Annotated in this window: 19 protein-coding genes; 3 read left to right on the top strand and 16 right to left on the bottom strand. The window is 58.2% G+C overall.

Annotated elements, in window-relative coordinates; translation table 11 throughout:
• Positions 1-335: 335 nt before the first annotated feature.
• Both AB4N84_RS19945 and AB4N84_RS19940 read left to right on the top strand, forming a co-directional pair.
• Entirely contained in the window at positions 336-710 is a 375-nt protein-coding gene (locus AB4N84_RS19945; protein WP_460042781.1) for a rhodanese-like domain-containing protein, read from the top strand.
• An 8-nt stretch (positions 711-718) separates the two neighbouring features.
• Complete coding sequence (locus AB4N84_RS19940; protein WP_460042780.1) at positions 719-1,525, top strand: cytochrome c; 807 nt, start codon at positions 719-721, stop codon at positions 1,523-1,525.
• 115 nt (positions 1,526-1,640) lie between these two features.
• Here the strand turns inward: AB4N84_RS19940 and AB4N84_RS19935 are convergent, their stop codons facing one another.
• The 13 genes from AB4N84_RS19935 to AB4N84_RS19875 all read right to left on the bottom strand — a co-directional run bounded on the left by AB4N84_RS19935 (position 1,641) and on the right by AB4N84_RS19875 (position 14,708).
• On the bottom strand, positions 1,641-2,495 hold the full coding sequence (locus AB4N84_RS19935; RefSeq protein WP_460042779.1) for a transglutaminase family protein: 855 nt from the start codon (positions 2,493-2,495) through the stop codon (positions 1,641-1,643).
• The gene (locus AB4N84_RS19930) at positions 2,492-3,451 is read right to left on the bottom strand and encodes an alpha-E domain-containing protein (protein ID WP_074755128.1); all 960 of its coding nucleotides are present in this window, start codon (positions 3,449-3,451) and stop codon (positions 2,492-2,494) included. Before AB4N84_RS19930 ends, AB4N84_RS19935 begins: the two co-directional genes overlap by 4 nt.
• A 12-nt stretch (positions 3,452-3,463) precedes the next feature.
• Positions 3,464-4,873, bottom strand: a complete 1,410-nt coding sequence (locus tag AB4N84_RS19925; RefSeq protein WP_074755130.1) for a circularly permuted type 2 ATP-grasp protein — start codon at positions 4,871-4,873, stop codon at positions 3,464-3,466.
• Between the two features lie 519 nt (positions 4,874-5,392).
• A complete protein-coding gene (locus tag AB4N84_RS19920) occupies positions 5,393-5,731 on the bottom strand; it encodes a ribonuclease E inhibitor RraB (RefSeq protein WP_074755132.1) in 339 nt (112 codons plus the stop codon).
• A gap of 252 nt (positions 5,732-5,983) precedes the next feature.
• The gene (locus AB4N84_RS19915; RefSeq protein WP_074755134.1) at positions 5,984-6,220 is read right to left on the bottom strand and encodes a hypothetical protein; all 237 of its coding nucleotides are present in this window, start codon (positions 6,218-6,220) and stop codon (positions 5,984-5,986) included.
• A 167-nt stretch (positions 6,221-6,387) separates the two neighbouring features.
• Complete coding sequence (locus AB4N84_RS19910) at positions 6,388-7,980, bottom strand: ABC-F family ATP-binding cassette domain-containing protein (protein WP_460042778.1); 1,593 nt, start codon at positions 7,978-7,980, stop codon at positions 6,388-6,390.
• A gap of 337 nt (positions 7,981-8,317) precedes the next feature.
• Entirely contained in the window at positions 8,318-10,387 is a 2,070-nt protein-coding gene (locus tag AB4N84_RS19905; RefSeq protein ID WP_074755138.1) for an LTA synthase family protein, read from the bottom strand.
• Between the two features lie 271 nt (positions 10,388-10,658).
• Complete coding sequence (locus tag AB4N84_RS19900) at positions 10,659-11,867, bottom strand: type II toxin-antitoxin system HipA family toxin (protein WP_460042777.1); 1,209 nt, start codon at positions 11,865-11,867, stop codon at positions 10,659-10,661.
• Positions 11,864-12,115 (bottom strand): helix-turn-helix domain-containing protein, encoded by a 252-nt coding sequence (locus AB4N84_RS19895; RefSeq protein WP_074755142.1) that lies wholly within the window; start codon positions 12,113-12,115, stop codon positions 11,864-11,866. The genes AB4N84_RS19900 and AB4N84_RS19895 overlap by 4 nt, the downstream gene beginning before the upstream one ends.
• A gap of 128 nt (positions 12,116-12,243) precedes the next feature.
• Positions 12,244-13,104, bottom strand: coding sequence for a polyamine aminopropyltransferase (gene speE / locus AB4N84_RS19890; protein WP_460042776.1), 861 nt, complete (start codon positions 13,102-13,104; stop codon positions 12,244-12,246).
• Positions 13,105-13,272: 168 nt separating this feature from the next.
• Positions 13,273-13,464, bottom strand: a complete 192-nt coding sequence (locus AB4N84_RS19885; protein ID WP_074755146.1) for a PLDc N-terminal domain-containing protein — start codon at positions 13,462-13,464, stop codon at positions 13,273-13,275.
• Positions 13,465-13,562: 98 nt separating this feature from the next.
• Positions 13,563-14,087 (bottom strand): hypothetical protein, encoded by a 525-nt coding sequence (locus AB4N84_RS19880; protein ID WP_460042775.1) that lies wholly within the window; start codon positions 14,085-14,087, stop codon positions 13,563-13,565.
• Positions 14,088-14,171: 84 nt separating this feature from the next.
• Entirely contained in the window at positions 14,172-14,708 is a 537-nt protein-coding gene (locus AB4N84_RS19875) for an ankyrin repeat domain-containing protein (protein ID WP_460042774.1), read from the bottom strand.
• A gap of 461 nt (positions 14,709-15,169) precedes the next feature.
• On the opposite strand from AB4N84_RS19875, the gene AB4N84_RS19870 reads away from it, so the two are divergent.
• Positions 15,170-15,448, top strand: coding sequence for a DUF3509 domain-containing protein (locus AB4N84_RS19870; RefSeq protein ID WP_460042772.1), 279 nt, complete (start codon positions 15,170-15,172; stop codon positions 15,446-15,448).
• A 135-nt stretch (positions 15,449-15,583) separates the two neighbouring features.
• Here the strand turns inward: AB4N84_RS19870 and AB4N84_RS19865 are convergent, their stop codons facing one another.
• The 3 genes from AB4N84_RS19865 to AB4N84_RS19855 form a co-directional block, all read right to left on the bottom strand.
• Complete coding sequence (locus tag AB4N84_RS19865) at positions 15,584-16,300, bottom strand: helix-turn-helix transcriptional regulator (protein WP_074755151.1); 717 nt, start codon at positions 16,298-16,300, stop codon at positions 15,584-15,586.
• 324 nt (positions 16,301-16,624) lie between these two features.
• Entirely contained in the window at positions 16,625-17,308 is a 684-nt protein-coding gene (gene mtnC / locus AB4N84_RS19860; protein WP_460042771.1) for an acireductone synthase, read from the bottom strand.
• Between the two features lie 7 nt (positions 17,309-17,315).
• Positions 17,316-17,861, bottom strand: coding sequence for a 1,2-dihydroxy-3-keto-5-methylthiopentene dioxygenase (locus AB4N84_RS19855; protein ID WP_074755155.1), 546 nt, complete (start codon positions 17,859-17,861; stop codon positions 17,316-17,318).
• Positions 17,862-17,960 lie beyond the last annotated feature (99 nt).

The following is a 17,960-nucleotide window of genomic DNA, read 5'->3' as shown; positions in this document are numbered from 1 at the left end:
GTTAAGTCTGTAGCAGAGGCGCCATAAAAACCGATTCCTTAAGCGCCCTTGTCTTCGACACCTTGTCGGGACACCTGCTCTCTTGATTTCACCTTTGCCAGCTGCCGCTTCTGTTCAATACGAAGCAGGAGCTTTTGTCGCTCAGGAATAACAAAAAAAGGCATACGCCATGTTCAAGCATTCGAAAATACGTCAAGCAGGACTGATTGTTTTTGCCACAACACTTCTGTTGATATTGCCGAACCTGACCCGTCTGTTCGGCTGACCCTGCATTCGTCCTTGTGACGCCGCGTATCTGTGCCACTCTTTCTGCATTCCTGCAGGGAGAGAAACGCATGCGTCAGGGGTGGGCAGTTTTCGCATTGAGTTTAAGCAGCATGACGGCGCATGCCGGACCGGTGGAACAGGCGCAAGCGGTCGCCGCGATCAGGGAGGGCAAGCTCGCCATCGATGTGCGCAGCCAGAGTGATTACGAATCCGGCACGATCCTCAACGCCGTTCGGGTGGATGATCGGCGCCTGGTCAATCAACTCAAGCAGGTGATGACCGACCGCAACCTGGCCCTGGTGATTTTCAGCTCCAGTGATGCCCGCGCCGGCAAGGCTCAGGACAAACTGGTAAAAGCCGGTTACAGCAGTATCATCAACGGCGGCTCCTACAACGAATTGCATAACGCGCTGTACGACCTCACCGACGATCCTGCGGAGTAACCACCATCTTGCGCACCCTCTTGCTGCTGGCTAGCGCCCTGCTTGCCCTGCCTCTTCACGCTGCTCAACTGACGCTCGACCTTGCCAACGGCGCCCGCACCTGGAGCACTGAGCAACTGCTCACACACCCTCAAGCCCGCGATATCGACATATCTGATGACGTTTCCTACAAGCGCCCGATGCACTATCGGGCAGTGCCTGTCGCCGCGCTGCTGGAAGGTGTCGCGAGCGATGCCCATCTGCAGGCGGTCGCCACCGATGGCTTTGCCGCCGAAATACCCGCCGGACCTCTGCTGCAGAAAACCGGTTCACAGGCCTGGCTTGCCGTCGAAGACCCTGCGCACCCATGGCCGGGCCTGAGCAAGGACAAGCCCAGTGCCGGCCCGTTTTATCTGGTCTGGACCGACCCCGCTGCCAGTGGGATCAGCCCTGAACAATGGCCGTATGCGGTGGGTAAAATTCGCCTCTTGGCGTCAGTCGCTGAACGCTTCCCCGCCCTGCTCCCTGACCCAGGACTCGCCGCGACCGATCCGGTCAATCAGGGCTTTGCGTTGTTTCAGAAGAACTGTTTTGCCTGCCACCGTCTCAACGGCGCGGGCGATTCGCAACTGGGGCCCGACCTGAACATTCCGCATAACCCGACCGAGTATTTCGCGGGTGATTATCTGAAGCTGTACATCCGTAACCCACAAGCCCTGCGCCAGTGGCCGCAAGCAAAGATGCCGGCGATTACCCCGCAAGTCTTGTCGGATGAAGAGCTGGATCAGGTGGTGAAGTATCTGAAGCACATGGCGGGCAGGAAAGTGACACCGTAGATCATTGTAGGATCGCGCTTGCCCGCGATGGCTTTCGGCATGTGCCATTGATGTTGACTGACACACCGCCATTCGCGGGCAAGCGCGCTCCTACAGGAAGCGACGGGGTTAACCCCTAAGACTGACGCTGCACCTGCATCTGCACCACCGGCGCAGGCGCAGGCGCTGCAACGATCGGCGTCGCAACCGGCGCCGAGGGCGACACCACGACCTTGGCATGCATCTGCTCACAGCCGCCGCCACGGCGCATGCCGCGCACCGGGCAGGCATCCAGGTAATCCAGCCCCACTGCCAACTTCAGATGACGCTCTGGAATGGCCAGTTGATTGGTCACATCGAAGCTGTACCACGCGTCATCGATCCACGCCTCGGCCCAGGCATGACTGGCCAAGTGCTCGCTGCTGTCGCTGTACAGGTAGCCCGACACGTAACGCGCCGGCACACCCAGGCTGCGCGCACACGCCAGGAACGCATGGGTATGGTCCTGGCAGACACCTGCGCCATTGGCAAAGGCTTGCGCCGCACTGGTATCCACCGCCGTAGCACCCGGCGTGTAGGTGATGTGCTGATTCAGCGCCTGCATCAGGTCAATCAACGCCGTGCGGTCGGTGCGCTTCTTGGTTTCTTTGGCGGCAAAGGCGCGAATCGCCTCGTCCGCTTCCGTCAGACGGGTGAAACGCAGAAACGGCAACGAAGACTGACTCTCGTGCTCGGCTTCGCGCTTCTCATCGATCTCAACCTGTCCGCGCGCACCAATGACAATGGCTTCATGGGGTTCGTCCATGGTCAGCACGTGCAAGATATTGCCGAACGGATCGACCTGAGCGCGCACCGGGCGCGGCAGAGCGAGCTGCCAGCTCAGCACCTGCTGGCGCTCGCTGTCGTGTGGGGTCAGACGCAAATACTGGATGCTGGCGCGGACCTGATCGTCGTAGTGATAGGTGGTCTCGTGGCTAATTGAGAGTCTCATGCAGCCTCCAGGTAAGAAGTGTGAATAACGTTACCCAGTTGGGCCAGCAACGGAATGAATTCGTTCAACCATTCGTGGAGGCCTTCCTCAAGGATTTCGTCGATGCCGGTGTAGCGCAAACGAGCATCCAGTTCGGCCGCCAGACGCTGTGCCGGACGGCCGTTGGCGCCTGGCAGGCTGGCGAGGATCATGTCCAGTTCTTCCAGGCAGGCACGCAACGAACGCGGAATGTCGGCGCGCAACAGCAACAACTCGGCAACTTGACGCGCACCCGGCGCATCACGGTAGACCTCGGTGTACGCCTCGAACGACGACAGCGCTCGCAGCAAGGCGCTCCACTGATAGTAACCGGCGGCCGAACTGTCGGCCGCCGCATTGGCGGCAGGGCCGCGCAATTCCAGCATTTCGTAACGGGCATCGACCATGCGCAACGTGTTGTCGGCGCGCTCGATGAAGGTGCCCAGACGAATGAAACGGAAGGCATCGTTACGCATGATCGTGCCGTAGGTCGCCCCACGGAACAGGTGCGAACGCTCCTTGACCCACTCGCAGAACCGGCTCATGCCGTAACGGCTCAGGCCCTGTTCGGCGATGCCGCGAATTTCAAGATACGTCGCGTTGATGTTTTCCCACATGTCCGCAGTGATGCGTCCACGTACCGCATGAGCACTGGCCCGCGCCGCCGCCAGACAACTGAAAATGCTGGCCGGGTTGGTAGCGTCCAGGGCGAAGAAATGCAGCAGGCGTTCAGCGTGCAATTCGCCGTGGCGTTCCAGGTAATCGTCCAGGGTGCCGGTAATCAGCAGTGGCATGGCGATTTCATTCAGCCCATCCCCGCGTCCGTCCTGAGGCATCAGCGACAGCGAATAACTGACGTCCAGCATCCGTGCGAGATTTTCCGCCCGCTCCAGGTACCGCGACATCCAATATAAATCCGAGGCAGTTCTACTTAACATTGGCAGGCATCCTTAATCCTCGACCACCCAGGTGTCCTTGGTACCGCCACCCTGCGACGAGTTCACCACCAGCGACCCCTCACGCAGCGCAACGCGGGTGAGTCCGCCAGGAACAACGCGGGTTTCGCGGCCAGCCAGAACGAACGGGCGCAAGTCGATGTGTCGCGGGGCGATGCCGTTCTCGACGAACGTCGGGCAGGTCGAGAGGGACAAGGTCGGTTGAGCGATGTACGCGTGAGGCTTGGCTTTGAGGCGGGCGCGGAAGGCTTCGATTTCAGCAGCCGTCGCCGCCGGGCCGACGAGCATGCCGTAGCCGCCCGAGCCTTGAGTTTCCTTCACCACCAGATCACCAAGGTTCGCCAGCACGTGTGACAGCTCTTCCGGCTTGCGGCATTGCCAGGTTGGCACGTTCTTCAGTATCGGCTCTTCGTCGAGGTAGAAGCGGATCATGTCGGTCACGAACGGGTAGACCGACTTGTCGTCGGCGACGCCGGTACCAATGGCGTTGGCCAGCACAACGTTGCCGGATCGGTAAGCCGACAGCAGACCGGGCACACCGAGCATCGAATCGGGATTGAACGCCAACGGATCAAGGAACGCGTCGTCCAGGCGACGGTAAATCACGTCCACCGCTTTCGGGCCGTCGGTGGTGCGCATGAACACACGATCATCGCGCACGAACAGGTCAGCGCCTTCCACCAGTTCGACACCCATTTCCCGCGCCAGAAACGCATGCTCGAAAAATGCGCTGTTGAACCGCCCAGGCGTCAGTACGACCACACTCGGGTTGTCCAGAGGGCTTGAGCTTTTCAGCGTGTCGAGCAGCAGGTTCGGGTAGTGGTCGATCGGGGCGATGCGTTGTGCGGAGAACAACTCTGGAAACAGGCGCATCATCATCTTGCGGTCTTCGAGCATGTAGCTCACGCCGCTCGGAGTCCGCAGGTTGTCTTCGAGCACGTAATACGTCCCGTCGCCATCGCGGACCAGGTCGACCCCGGAGATGTGGGAATACAAGTCGCGGTGCAGGTTCAGGCCTTGCATCGCCAGCTGATACTGCTCGTTGGCCAACACTTGCTCGGCAGGAATGATCCCGGCCTTGATGATGCGCTGGTCGTGATACAGATCCGCGAGGAACATGTTCAGCGCCTTGACGCGCTGGATGCAGCCGCGTTCAACCACTCGCCATTCGCTGGCGGGGATGCTGCGCGGAATCGTATCGAAGGGGATCAGACGCTCAGTCCCCTGCTCGTCACCGTACAACGTGAAGGTAATCCCGGCGCGATGAAACAAAAGATCGGCCTCACGCCGACGCTGAGCCAGCAGCTCAGGTGGCGCTTCGCCCAACCAGCGGGCGAATTCCCGATAATGCGGTCGGACAGTGCCGTCCACATCGTACATCTCATCATAAAAGGTGCGGATCATGCCGTACTCCTTGTCACCATGGACACAAGGGCCTTCGCAAGGCCCGTGCCAGCGGCATAAACGCTTAAAAATCAACTGGTTGAATAAACCCGCGACAACCTTCGCACCATTCCTGTGCAAGAAGCGCCCTAACCAATTCTCCTACGCTTCATAGAGAAGCGTCCCGCCACTGAAAAATCTATTACCAGCATAGCCAGAGATGATTTCCCGACGGGATTTTGTTGCCTGATAATCGCGCCATCAACGCAGATACGCCGCTCTCGACTGTTCGAGCGAGGTCTATGTGAACCGGATTGCTCAACGAAATTCCCTTTACGCCGCTCACACCCGAGCGGCTTTTTTTTGCCCTGTTTTTGGTAACCCCAACCCGCTGACTTCCTGAATCGGAACAAACGTGTGGGAGCGACCCCCTTCACGACAGGCCACATCACCCGACAGAGAGACATCGTTTGATCGACCGCATCGCGAATGAATTCGCTCCCACAGGTACTGCATCTTCAGAGGCAAATGCTCTGACCCTCAATGAAGCCGCTTGATCTCCTGTTTCACGCCCCAGCCTTCGACTTCACCGTCGAGCCCGATAATCGCTGTCTGAAAGTCCTGCTCGAAATCACCGATACCGTCATAAGTGGCGTACATCAGTTTGCTCAACTGCAGGTGCCACGCGCCGTCCTCTCGGGCGTTGATCTGTGTATTGAGGGATTCACCGCGAAACTTTTCCGCTGCCTGACGCGCCCGCTCCTCGTCCGGAAAGATGGCGTAGAACTCGATGGGGTGGATACGCGCGAAGTCGAAACCGCCTTCTTTCATGCGGCGCAGTACGTGACTGCTGATGTCTTCTTGGTAGGTCGTGCTCATGAAACGTCCTCCTATGCAACGATAGATAGAGTTTCAACGATCCCGAAAACCCTCCCGCTCGGAGAGGGAAAACGACAGTTCATCCGTCGCCCGGGACTCAAGCATGTCGCTGACAAGGCCGATGCTGCTATTACAAATCAGGCATCTGTACGCGAGCTGGCTCGGGTAGATGCATCACCGGCCTCACTTGCAGACTACGCCCATTAATAGCGTGTTGCCAATTGGCAGATGGGGGTGTTCGCCAAGGTTTTTTCATGAAGCCTCAACGATGGAATTGATCTGTACCGCGTTCTGCTCCTTGAGTGTCTTGACCGTGGGTTCCTGTGTCCTGCCGTCAAGGTCGTTGAGGTCGAGATCCTCGGTGACCGGGGACAGGATCCGCCGCAGGCGCTGAGCAGCTTCCTCCACACTGGGACGGTGCTCGCATTCAAGATCGAGGGTCTGCTGCACGCCATCTTTATCCTGAAACGAAATAGTCCAGACTTTCATCAATGTCTCCTCAGTCAGGCCGCACATGGGCCTACCGAAATCGGACTGCGTTTTTTTGTTATTCGTTCAACGCTCTTTGCCGTTTTCAGGGAGGTTGCAGATGAGCTAAAGATAGCGGTGCAGAGAGTGTTCTGCCTTTCGCGAATTGTTTGAAAAGACCGCCCCCATCACCGATCCACCGATAGATGATAAACATGCGCATCCAAACCAATGGATCGCAAAAACTCGCTGTCGTGGGACACGACAATTAACGCACCTTCGTACTGGTTGAGCATCTGCTCCAGCGCGATCTTGCTTGGGAGATCAAGATGGTTATCAGGCTCGTCCAGCAATAGCAGTTGCGGTGGGTGCTGCGCGTACAGCTGCGCTGCTAATGCTATTTTCAGGCGTTCACCTCCACTCAACTGAGCAGTCTTCAAAACCACTCGATCTGCATCGATACCCATTTGCGCCAAACGAGTTCTCGCTTCGGATTCCGGCAACTGTGGATTGCTCTCGAAAAGCCATTGCACCGCACTGCGTTCAGGGCGCTGCAATCCGGCGTGTTGATCCAGCCACGCCACATTGCAATTGCAGATGACCTCGCCTGCGCGTGCCGGCAGTTGGCCGGCAATCACTCGCATCAAGGTCGACTTACCACTGCCGTTGGGGCCCAAGATCGCCACGCGCATAGGCCCGGTCAATGTCAGATTGACCGGTGCCGTGTAACCGAAAGGGAGAATCACATCGTTGAGTTGCACAATCAGCTTCCCATCGGGCACTACGCTCTGCGGGGATAACATCAGGCGCTGAGTGTCCGGCGCACATCTCGCACGAGCCTCGGTGATCCTTTGCTGCTGGTGCTCACGGGCCATCAGCTGATTGAGACGCGATTTTCCCTGACTGTTTTCACTCCGTTCTTTCTGGGCGTTGGTGATCAGCTTGGTTTGATTGCCGTCGCGGGCCTGACGGTCGCCGCGCGCATTACGCCGTTGCTGACGCTCCATCTGCACCACCATCTCTCGTCGCTCACGCTTGGCCTGCGCCCGCTCACCTTGCAATGCCGCCTGAAACGACTGCTGTTTCTGCTCGCGCTCCGCTGCATACTGACTGTAGTTGCCGCCATAAACCGCCAGCCCCAAGGGCGAAAGCTCGATGATTTCACTCACGTGCTCCAATAGTCCGCGATCGTGGCTGATCAAGACCAGGCCGTTGGGCCAGCGATCAATCTGCCCCGCAAGCTTGCGCTGCTGATCAATATCCAAATGGTTACTGGGCTCATCCAGAATGAGCCAGTCAGCCTGGGACAACCACGCCCCGAGCAGCGCAACCCGCTGCCGCTCGCCGCCGCTAAGGTCTTCTGTGCGCGAGTCGGCATCCAAATGGCCCAGACCGATCTGGGCCAATTCGGCATTAAGGCGTGCAGCGCAATCCCATTGGTCGGCCGCCAGCGCATGGTCCTCATCGTCGACACTGCCTTGGGCAATGCGGTCCAGCGCCGCCAGAATGGAGTCGACGCCCGCCAGCGCAGCAACACTGGGATAACGCTCAGGTTCCAGTAACTGCGCCACGGCATAAATCCGCCCTTCGCGACGGACAGTGCCGCTGGTGGGCAGTCGCTCCCCCGTCAGGATCTGACCAAGCAAAGATTTGCCACAGCCATTAGCGCCGACGATTCCCGTGGCCTTGGTACTGAAGGTGTGGTTCAAGCGATCAAACAGTACGCGCCCGTCGGGCAGGTGCAACGACACCTGGTCGAGTTGGAGTGAATGTTGAGTCATAGTTGCTTTCCCTGTCTTAATTGCCTGATCCGTCAGCCATCCTTGGCCAATCCAACGGGTTCTGTTGTTCCTCCAATCTTTCCGACTTGCACGCGAATGGAGAACAACTAAATCGATACATTTTCCAATCCTGCATCATCAAGATGCGCTGTCAGGCGAGGGTTCTCCAGTCGGCGCGAGTCCACGAAGCATCACCAGCGCGAGAACACTCAGACGAAGGCGGAACGCTTTTGCTGGCAAGGCGAAGACCTTGTGGCGATACGTCTGAAGAATACAGCTCTCAAAATGCAACGCAAAAAAAGAGGCCGCGAGGGCCTCTTTTCATGACACTGCGAACCTACGGCTTGGCGTCTTTCACACCCGCCGTGTTATCCAGCAGGCTCTTGGTCGCGGTCTGCAGGAAGCTGTCCAGCTTTTTGCGCAACTCGGCCACGTCCGGCGCATCCGGCATCACTTCAGCGTGAGGCTTGGTGCCCAGCTCATAGCTGTAGACTTTCGGCTCCATCTCTTTTGGTTCGATCAGGATGCGATTGCCTGTGACCAGCGCAACGGTCTGCTCGCTGCCAGATGGTTTGATCACACCAAAGCCCAGATCGCCCGCTGGCAGGTTCAGCAGGTCACGACCCCAGCACTGATGCACGGTGTCGCCGCCCAGACGGCCCATGATGGTCGGCACGATGTCGATCTGCGTGCCGACGATGCTGCTGCGCTTGCCGAACTTGTCTTGAAGGCCTGGCGCGATCATCAGCATCGGGACGTTGAAGCGGCCCAGGTCCATCTCGGTGATCTGCTCGTTGTTACCGAAGCCATGGTCGCCCACGACCACGAACAGCGTGTCCTTGTAGTAAGGCTCTTTCTTGGCCTTCTCGAAGAACTGACCCAGCGCCCAGTCGGAATAACGCATCGCGGTCAAGTGTTCATCCAGCGTGCCATGACCGGTCACGCGCTCTACCGGCAGATTGGCTGGCAGCGCATACGGCGTGTGGTTCGACAGGGTTTGCAGCAAGGCATAGAACGGACGGCCCTTGGCTTCGCGGGCTTTCAGTTCCTGCGCGCCACGGTCGAACATGTCCTGGTCGGACACGCCCCACGTAGGATCGGAGAACACCGGATTGACGAAATCGTTGCGTCCGATGAAGTTGGTCATGCCCTGGTTGCTGAAGAAACCGGACTGGTTGTCCCAGGCAAAGTCGCCGTTGTAGACGTACACGTCATCGTACTTGCGCGCGCTGAGCAACTGCGGCAGGCCCGACAGTTTGTGGCTGCCTTCCGGGGTCTGCATCAGGTATTCGAAGCCCGGCAGGTTCGGGAAGCAGGCCATGGTGGCGAACATGCCCTGGTGGGTGTGCGTGCCGTTGGAGAAGAAGTGATCGAACAGCAGCCCTTCTTCGGACAGCTTGTCGAAGTACGGCGTAATGTTGGACTTATCGCCCAGCGCACCGACCGAGTGACCGGCGAAGCTTTCCATCAGGATGACGACGACGTTCTTGATCGGCAGCGTGTTGCTGGCTGGCGGCGTGAACTCGCGACGCACGGCAGCGCTGTCGGGATCGACCAGTTTGTCGTTGACGGTCATCAGCATGTCACGCACGGTCTGCTGAGCCTGCGGCTGTGGCAGCGTGGCCTTCCAGATGTTGTCGCGATCCTCGGACATCCGGCTTTTGGCCGCGGCGATCAAGGTCAGCGTACCGTTCAGGCCAAGGGTGTTGGCGAAGTTCGATTCGGTGGTATAGGCGTCACCCCAACGCAATGGCGGGCCTTGGCGCAACGTGCCGCGAGCAGCGAGCACCGCCACGGCCAGACACAGGACGAAGACCACGACGCGGGTATACCACGGCGCCACGATACGATTACTCGAGCTGCCGATATTGAAGCCGCCGCGCGGACGGGTCACCCGGTCAATGCCTTTGAACACCAGGCTCAACAGCCAGGTGAGCAATGCCCAGGCCAGCAGGTAGCGGACCACCGGGTAGCCGTACCAGATCATGCTCAGGACGGTTTTCGGATCTTCCTTCACGTATTGGAACACCAGACCGTTAAGGCGCTGGTGAAACTCACGGTAGAAGTCCATTTCCATCAAGCCGAAGAACGTCGTCAGGCTGGCGACCAGGGTCAGCCAGAAACGAAACAGTCCACGTGCCGCCATCAACCGCGCACTGAACAGGGCCAGTATCAGCGGAATGAGGATGTACACCACCAGACGCAGGTCGAAACGCAGGCCATTGCCGAACGCTTCAATGAACGTCGAGGCCGGCGTGGCGCCGATGCCTTCCCGGTTGTAGACCAGCAGCGCGACGCGCAACAGGGTGTACAGCACCATCAACGCCAGGCCGCTCAACAGCGTGTAAGCCAGATGCGATTTGACGGTAGGTTGCGGCGCGCGCGCCAGGGCGTCCGTTTTGGCCATGTGTCGTAGGATCCGTTGGATTCAGGTTTAAGTTCGAAAAGCCTGTGCGACCGGTGACATCGAAACGCCGGTGTGAGTCGCGGGGGGCAAATATTACGTGATCGCCCGGGGTTTACCACCAATGCGGCACATTCTTCATGGGCGATCGGGTGAAAACCCGGGGGCATGCTCAAGCCACTGCATAGAACAGCGCGGATTTTCCCGAGAAAGCGGTGAAAATTCCGTTGTTTTGGCGAGATTCAAATATTTACTTACAAACTGGCGCGTGGCGCTAGCTGAAGGACCGTGCATAGAGCTCCAACGCGTACTCAATCGCTTGAAACACCTTGGGAGCGTCCGCCGCCAGGGCCGCATTATGTTCGAGAGAAGCCTGCACCGCCGAAATCAGCCGTTTGATTCTGGGTTGAGGTTTCTGGATATTGCATGCTGACGCCAGATCGAGAATGCCCAACCGCGAACCAAACAGACTTTTCGAACCCGCCAACCGCAGTGCCAGGCTGTCTTCTTCTATGTACGCGGTGGTATTTACAATGTCGTAAGCCGGCGCGAGTTGCGCATCAGCCCCCAACGGATCGCGGTAGAGAACCCCGAAATTCTTCAGATGTGCATCACCGTTGCCGACCATGCAACTCAGCGCGACGATGTCGAAGAACTGCTCGCGCGACGACGCCACATGATCTGGCGCACAGAACAGACCGATGGCTCGGGAAATGTTTTCGTAGCTGGAATCGTATTTTTGCTCTGTACCCAGCCCCATCAGCACCGCCATGTCTTCGAAACCGATAGGTCGCTGATCCGGCTCCCGATCAAAACGACGCATGACGAATAACTGGCGGTTGTCGGACAAATAAAACTCAGGCACAGGCATGCCCGCTCGGCGCGCAGCATCCATGCACACGTATTCGTTGATCGCGAGTCCGGGAAAGTCTGCCCTGCCGGACTTCACGATGAGCTCAGGCATCAACAAGGTCGCCTTGGGATCCGCGGGACCATCGCCTTCCGGCACAAGCACTTTGGGCTGAACGCCAGAAATCCCGGTGCGCAGGATGTAGCTGTCAACCAGTTCGGCGAACAGGTCATGAGCACCGTCCCAACTGAGAATCTGCTTCAGACTCTTGCCCGGTGCATCACGGCTGCCGCCCAGAAGCTGCTCGATGGCCGGAGCCTGAACAGCCACGCGCCCTATGGGCGAACCGCTCCCCGTCAGTGCGATCAGCAACATGGGGTTGATGGATGTGCTTTTGGCCAGACGATTACGCAGTTGCTCCAGCACGTAGCCCTCAGGCAGGTTCATCTGAAACACGGGGTGCAGGCTGCGCGACGTATAGGCTGCGTCGCGCACGGCCATGGTCAGGCTGACCTGCGACGCCGGCACTGCGTCGAGCCCGTAACGGAACAGGTAGTCGCCGGATTCAGTCAGTGACAGCTCACCGCTCTGCCCTTGCGGCGTGAGGATTCGCACCCGATCAAGTGGATTCATCGGAAAACCTCACGCAACTCTTCGAACGAAGGCCGTCGAGCAGGCACGACTTTGATTTCGCTATCCAGAGCGGCGAGTGCCTTGGCGTAGAAACTCATGGAAACCGTCGGACTGCCCTTCTCGACTTCGGCCAGCTTCTGTCGGGTCATGCCGGATTGCGCCGCCAACTCAACCAGCGTCAGCCCTCGATTCTTGCGCATCTGCGCTATCTGGGTACCCAGGCGTTCCATCAACAAGGTCGCGTCCACGTGTCATGCCTACATAACATTCCGAGATCAATGGAATGTATACGTAACACAAAGGACGCACAACAATTTGCTGCGTATACGTAACATCCGGTCCTTAATGTTACGTATAGATGACAAAAGGAGACGATTCAGACGTTGCTTGGCTTGTTCAGGGCTTGAAGCACGTACTGCGGCAGCGCGAAGGCGCCAATGTGGATCTCAGGGTTGTAATAGCGGGTAACGATGCCACTGCCTGCAAATCGTTGACGCAAGGTATCCAGCGACAATTTGCGGTATTGGGTGTTGGTGGAGCCCCACGCAAAGGTCATCGCGCCGCCGATGTAGGTCGGCACGGCGGCCTGGTAGAAGTGCCAGTCGGCAAACAGTCCGTTCATGCGGCCCGCAGTGGTCTGCACTTCACTCATCTGCATGAAAGGCGTGCCGTTCTGGGTGACCAGGATTCCGCCCTCGTTCAGGCAACGATGGCAAGCCTGATAGAAGTTTTCCGAGAACAGCACTTCGCCCGGACCGATTGGGTCAGTGGAGTCGGAAATGATGACGTCGAACTTTTCCTGGGTGTTGGCGACGAAACGCATGCCATCGTCGATGACCAGGTTCAGACGTGGATCGTCGAACGCGCCCTTGGAGTGGTTCGGCAGAAACTCTTTGCACATCTCGACCACGGTGCCGTCGATCTCGACCATGGTGATGTGCTCAACGGTCGCGTGTTTGGCCACTTCACGGAGCATGCCGCCGTCGCCACCGCCGATGATCAGCACACGCTTGGCAAGGCCGTGCGCGAGGATCGGCACGTGGGTCAGCATCTCGTGGTAAATGAACTCGTCGGCTTCGGTGGTCTGGATCACGCCGTCCAGTGCCATCACGCGACCCATGCGCGGGTTCTGGAAGATCACCAGGTGCTGATGCTCGGTACGTACTTCGTGAAGCATTTTTTCCATGCGGAAGCGTTGGCCGTAGCCTTCATACAACGTTTCTTGATAGTCGCTCATGGATGGAGTCCCCGATAAATACTGATGGCAGGACGGCGGGCCGCCCACAAGAAAGGCGCGCATTCTACGTCGCCGGGCATGACAGGTCGAATCTTGCGGCGGCACCATGAAAAACGCCTGATTGCAGGCATGCAATCAGGCGTTGGTGTTCTGAGCCTTGTCGACAGTTTAGATGCGCACGTTGCCTCGTGGACCCGCGATGGCCCAGATGATCAGACCGAGGACCGGAAGCAGCACGATCAGCAGGACCCAGAGGATCTTCATCCCGGTTTCCGCACCGCTCTTCAAAACGTTGATGATGGCCCAGATATCGAGGGCCAGAATGATCAGTCCAATCAGACCATTAAAGGTGGAACCCATGGTGTCGCTCCTTATTGAAGGCTTGCCCAGTTAGGAGTGGTGGCGCTCACCAAGGGTTCCGTTGGTCGGCAGGTATTTCACTGGTAAGCGACGCGCCCTCAGCCCTGCGCCTTGAGGGCCTCCAGCGCAGGCTCGATCAGAATCCCCAGCTCGACACCCAGCGCCATGACCCGCGCCTGGTCGCAGCCATACACCAGCACGGTCTGCAGCTCATCATCCAGCGGCTCGCTGAGATTCATCAGCACATACCCGCCCATTTCCTTGTTCATGCTGCCCAGCTGGATCTGGATTCTGTTCAACGCCGTCAGCGGTTCGGTTTTCGCCAGTTGCTTTGGCTTGATGTTGAAGGCCACATCCGGGCCGAAGGACGCCGTGATTTCCGCGAACAGATCCATGTAAGTATCGGCCTGGAACATCACGGTTTCCGGCAAGCTGCCCACAACGATCCACTCACCCAGCGGGATGGGAAAGGTGTCGTCGTAGTTGATATCGGGATTGGCGGCCAGAAACGCGTCCGGGTCGGTGTAAGCCTGGGCGGCTTCGTCGGCAATCTTCACGATTTCCTCGTCGCTCATGCAGCCGGAGCTGATCTTGCTGATGAATTCGATGAGTGCGGCTTTCATGGCGGTGTGATCCGGAGGCAAAAAACAGGCGCGAAGGATAGCCGGAAATCCCTCGCGCCTCTATCGCTTCGCCTCACCCGGGCGTTAAACGCTCAGGCGCGTCAACTGTTCTGCTGTCTCGGTGGCGCCCATGGTCTGAGCGGCCATCAGCGGCGTGACGCCCTTGGCATCCTGAACATGGGGGTTCGCGCCTTTGCTGATCAGGTAATCGACAATGGCCGTGCGGTTGAACATCGCCGCCATCATCAGCGCGGTACGGCCATCGGCCGAAGCCCCTTCGACCTCTGCACCGCCTTCTACCAGGATACGTACAACGTCCAGATCGCCCTTGAAGGCCGCGCCGGCAATTGGGCTCTGACTGTTGTCGTTACGAATTTCAGGGTCGGCGCCATGCTTGAGCAGCACGCGGACGGCGTCCTGATGGCCGTGATAGCTGGCCAGCATCAGCAAGGTGTCGCCCTTGTGATTGCGCAGGTTGGCGGTCAGCCCGTTCTCGAGCAAACGGTCCAGCATCGTGGCATCACCGGCGCGCGCACGGTCGAACACCTGCTCGGCAAACTCCAGCGCCTCTTCATCCGACATGCGGGTGGCAGAACCCGGGGTATTCGGGGCATCAGACATTCCATTACTCCTGTAGCGCCACTGCGTGGCACGCATGATCAATTGTTCGGTGCGGCTTTCTGGGTCAGAAATTCTCAGAGACACACGGATGTGGTCAAGTTCCCGCTGATGCCGCCTACCATGCCAGTTTCGACGCGTGCAGGGCCACAAAACCTTTTCGATGATGCTCATAGAAAATGCCGTCCATCGACGTTGAGAAAATTCACTGACACAACACGTAATAAATCCGGGATATCGCTGTCTGACTTTTTAGAAGCGCCTCTTTGACTCCCTTCTCAGCTCCCCCTCTCCCGCAAAATGCAGGATGCCTGATGGCCGTTCATGCAAATTGCACGAAAACAAAAAATAAGAAAAAACATAAATCATTGATTTTAAAGGTATTTATTTAGTATCGAATACTGGCACAGTCACTGCACTAGTCCTACCAAGCTTGTTATCACTGAGCAATGGAGCCGCTAGACATGACTTTTATCCAAGAAAAATTCGCATCCGTATTTTCCGATTTCGAAGTCAGCACCCAGCCGCGCCCGGATGGTGGTGTACTGCTTTCCCTGCGTAACGGTGAAGGCAAACAGATTCGTCGCTCGGTTTCCTACGCTCAGTTGCACACCCCTGTGCAGCTGGAATGGGTAATCAGCGCCATCCGCCGTGACCTTGCGGCGCAGGCCAGTGAACTCCCGGCTATCTCGATGTTGCAGAGCCAACACCGTTTCGACCTGCCGACGTACCACACCCGCTGATCTCAGTCTGCGACGCCGCGTAGCCCGACCGATTGACCCGCTGCATCCTTTGAAGCATCCCTTTGAATACCGCGATCGCCTTGGCAATCGCGGTTTTTTTATGTGCGGGCACTCAAGAAACGACGGTTGCCGTGACTACTGAATGATCCCACGACACAGCGCCTCGCCAACGGCCTGAGCCCGATTGGTGACACCCAGCTTGGCGTAGATGCTCTTGAAGTGATGCTTGACCGTTGCTTCGGATACGTCCTTGATCAGACCAATCTCCCAGGCGGTTTTACCCTCGCGAGCCCATTTGAGAATCTCCAGTTCCTTGGGCGTCAGCGCACGAGTCTGCAGTTGCCGGCCCTTGCCTGCCACATGCAGCATGGGAACGAGACTGGTCAGCAAATACCGGTCATTGTGGGTCAGGGGGCGCGTCATCCCATTGAGCGAACAGATGGTGACCACGCCCTGATTGGTCCGATTCTGACTGCTGTAGCCATATGAAAACGCCGGCAACAGCTGGCAGTCTTCTACCGCCGCCATGTAGGCAGACGACGGTGGGTAGGTCTGGAATGCCTCCTCCCAATCCAGAAACCCCATGGTGCGACGAAAGCAACGGATGACCGGGTCCTCGATCATCAGTCGTCCCTGGCAGTAGAGATCCTTCCAGTAACTGTCGACATTGGATGTGATACAGCTGAGCAGGGAACCGTTGCGGTATTGATAGAGCATCGCTCGCTCACAACGACACTCCTCCCGCAGCCAGTCGAGCGCATTGGCAATCGCGGCGTCACCGTCCTGCTCGGTAATGCTGCTGACCATCTGCTGTATCAACGGACTCAGCGTCCCTGTTTGCACGTTTTTCATCTTCCCCTCCGTTTAAAAAACGTCATGTGTCGTCCCTGAAGGCTCTTTAGAGTTTTAAGTTGATTGCAGCCGCAAAGGACGCTTCGGACACGGCTGGAAGCAGCGACCAGGAAGCGCCAAAACGGCTGTCAGGTTCCGACAGGTGAAGGGTTACACAGTCCGGGAGGGTTAAACATAAAGGCGAAAACAAACAGGCATGCCTGACTCGTAAACAGGCCGCTTCCCACAAAATAACCAAAACGTGCTTACATTTTTGACGATTTACCAAAAAAAACGGCCGATGTCAGAGACATCGGCCGTGGGTTCATTCCGACACAGCAAGGGTCAGAACGTGGCGGGATCAATCTGCGCGAAACTGGCGACATTCGTGTGCCCGGCCAGCACTCCGCCGTCGCGCACCAGTGCGCAGGTCGCCAGGGACGCCTGCCCGGCCGCGTCCAGCTCTTCGACGATGTCGGAGAGGAACAGGATGTCCTGAGCCGGATGCCCGATGGCGGAGGCGATCGTGCGGTAGGACTGCACCTCACGCTTGGGACCGGACGTTGTATCGAAGTAGCCGCTGAACAGACCGGACAAATCGCCTGCCTCGGACCGTCCGAAGATCAGCTTCTGCGCCTGGATCGAGCCTGACGAGTACACGTACAGCGCGTAGCCCTCACGATGCCAGCGCTGAAGCGCTTCGACCGCATCCGGATAAACGTGCCCCTTGAGCTGCCCCGCCAGATAGCCTTGTTGCCAGACCATGCCCTGCAACGCTTTGAGCGGCGTGGCCTTGCGGTCCTCGGCGATCCAGCCGAGCAGAATCTCAATGACGCGCTCGACATCGGCCTGAGGCTCAGCACTGTCGTTGCGCACCGCCTGAAGCTGCGCGGCCACCTCGGCCTCGGTCGCGTGCTGCCGGACGTAATCCGGCAGGTGCGCGGCGGCATACGGAAACAGCACGTCGAAGACGAAGCTCACGGCGCTGGTCGTGCCTTCGATGTCGGTCAGAATTGCTTTGATTGCCATGGGTTTCTCAGTCTTCCAGGCGCGGGAACTGGCTGGCGATGGACTCACCGGTGAAGTTCGCCACCCAGCCTTCCGGGTTGTTGAACAGGCGAATCGCGACGAAGTGCGGGTTTTCGCCCATGTCGAACCAGTGGCGCGTGCCGGCCGGAACGGAAATCAGATCGTTTTTCTCGCACAACACCGCGTAGACGAAGTCGCCGATGTGCAGGGTAAACAAGCCACGCCCGGCAACGAAGAATCGCACCTCATCCTCGGCATGCTGATGCTCGTCAAGAAACTTGGCGCGCAGTTCGGCTTTCTGTGGATGGTCGCTGTTGAGGCTGATCACGTCGACGGTCACATACCCGCGCTCGGTCATCAGTTGGTCGATCTGCACGCGATAGGCGTTGATCACCTCCTCCTGACTGGCGCCCGGCGTAATCGGGGTTGCCGCCTGCCAGCGATCGAATGCAACGCCGTGCTCGGCCAGGGTCGACGCGATGTCTTCAAGGTGAGTCAGGACCTTGTTCGGCAATTGCGGAGATGACACGTGATAGACGGAGAGACTGCTCATTACGGTGTTCCTCGGTTCGGTCAACGCGCGCCGGCTCTGGGGGCCGGTCGGGCGCGGGTTCAGTCAGGCAATCGACAAAAAATGCGGGGACGGCTCGCG

The organism is Pseudomonas sp. S2_H01, assembly GCF_054668305.1.
This window is presented reverse-complemented; position numbering and strand designations above follow the sequence as displayed.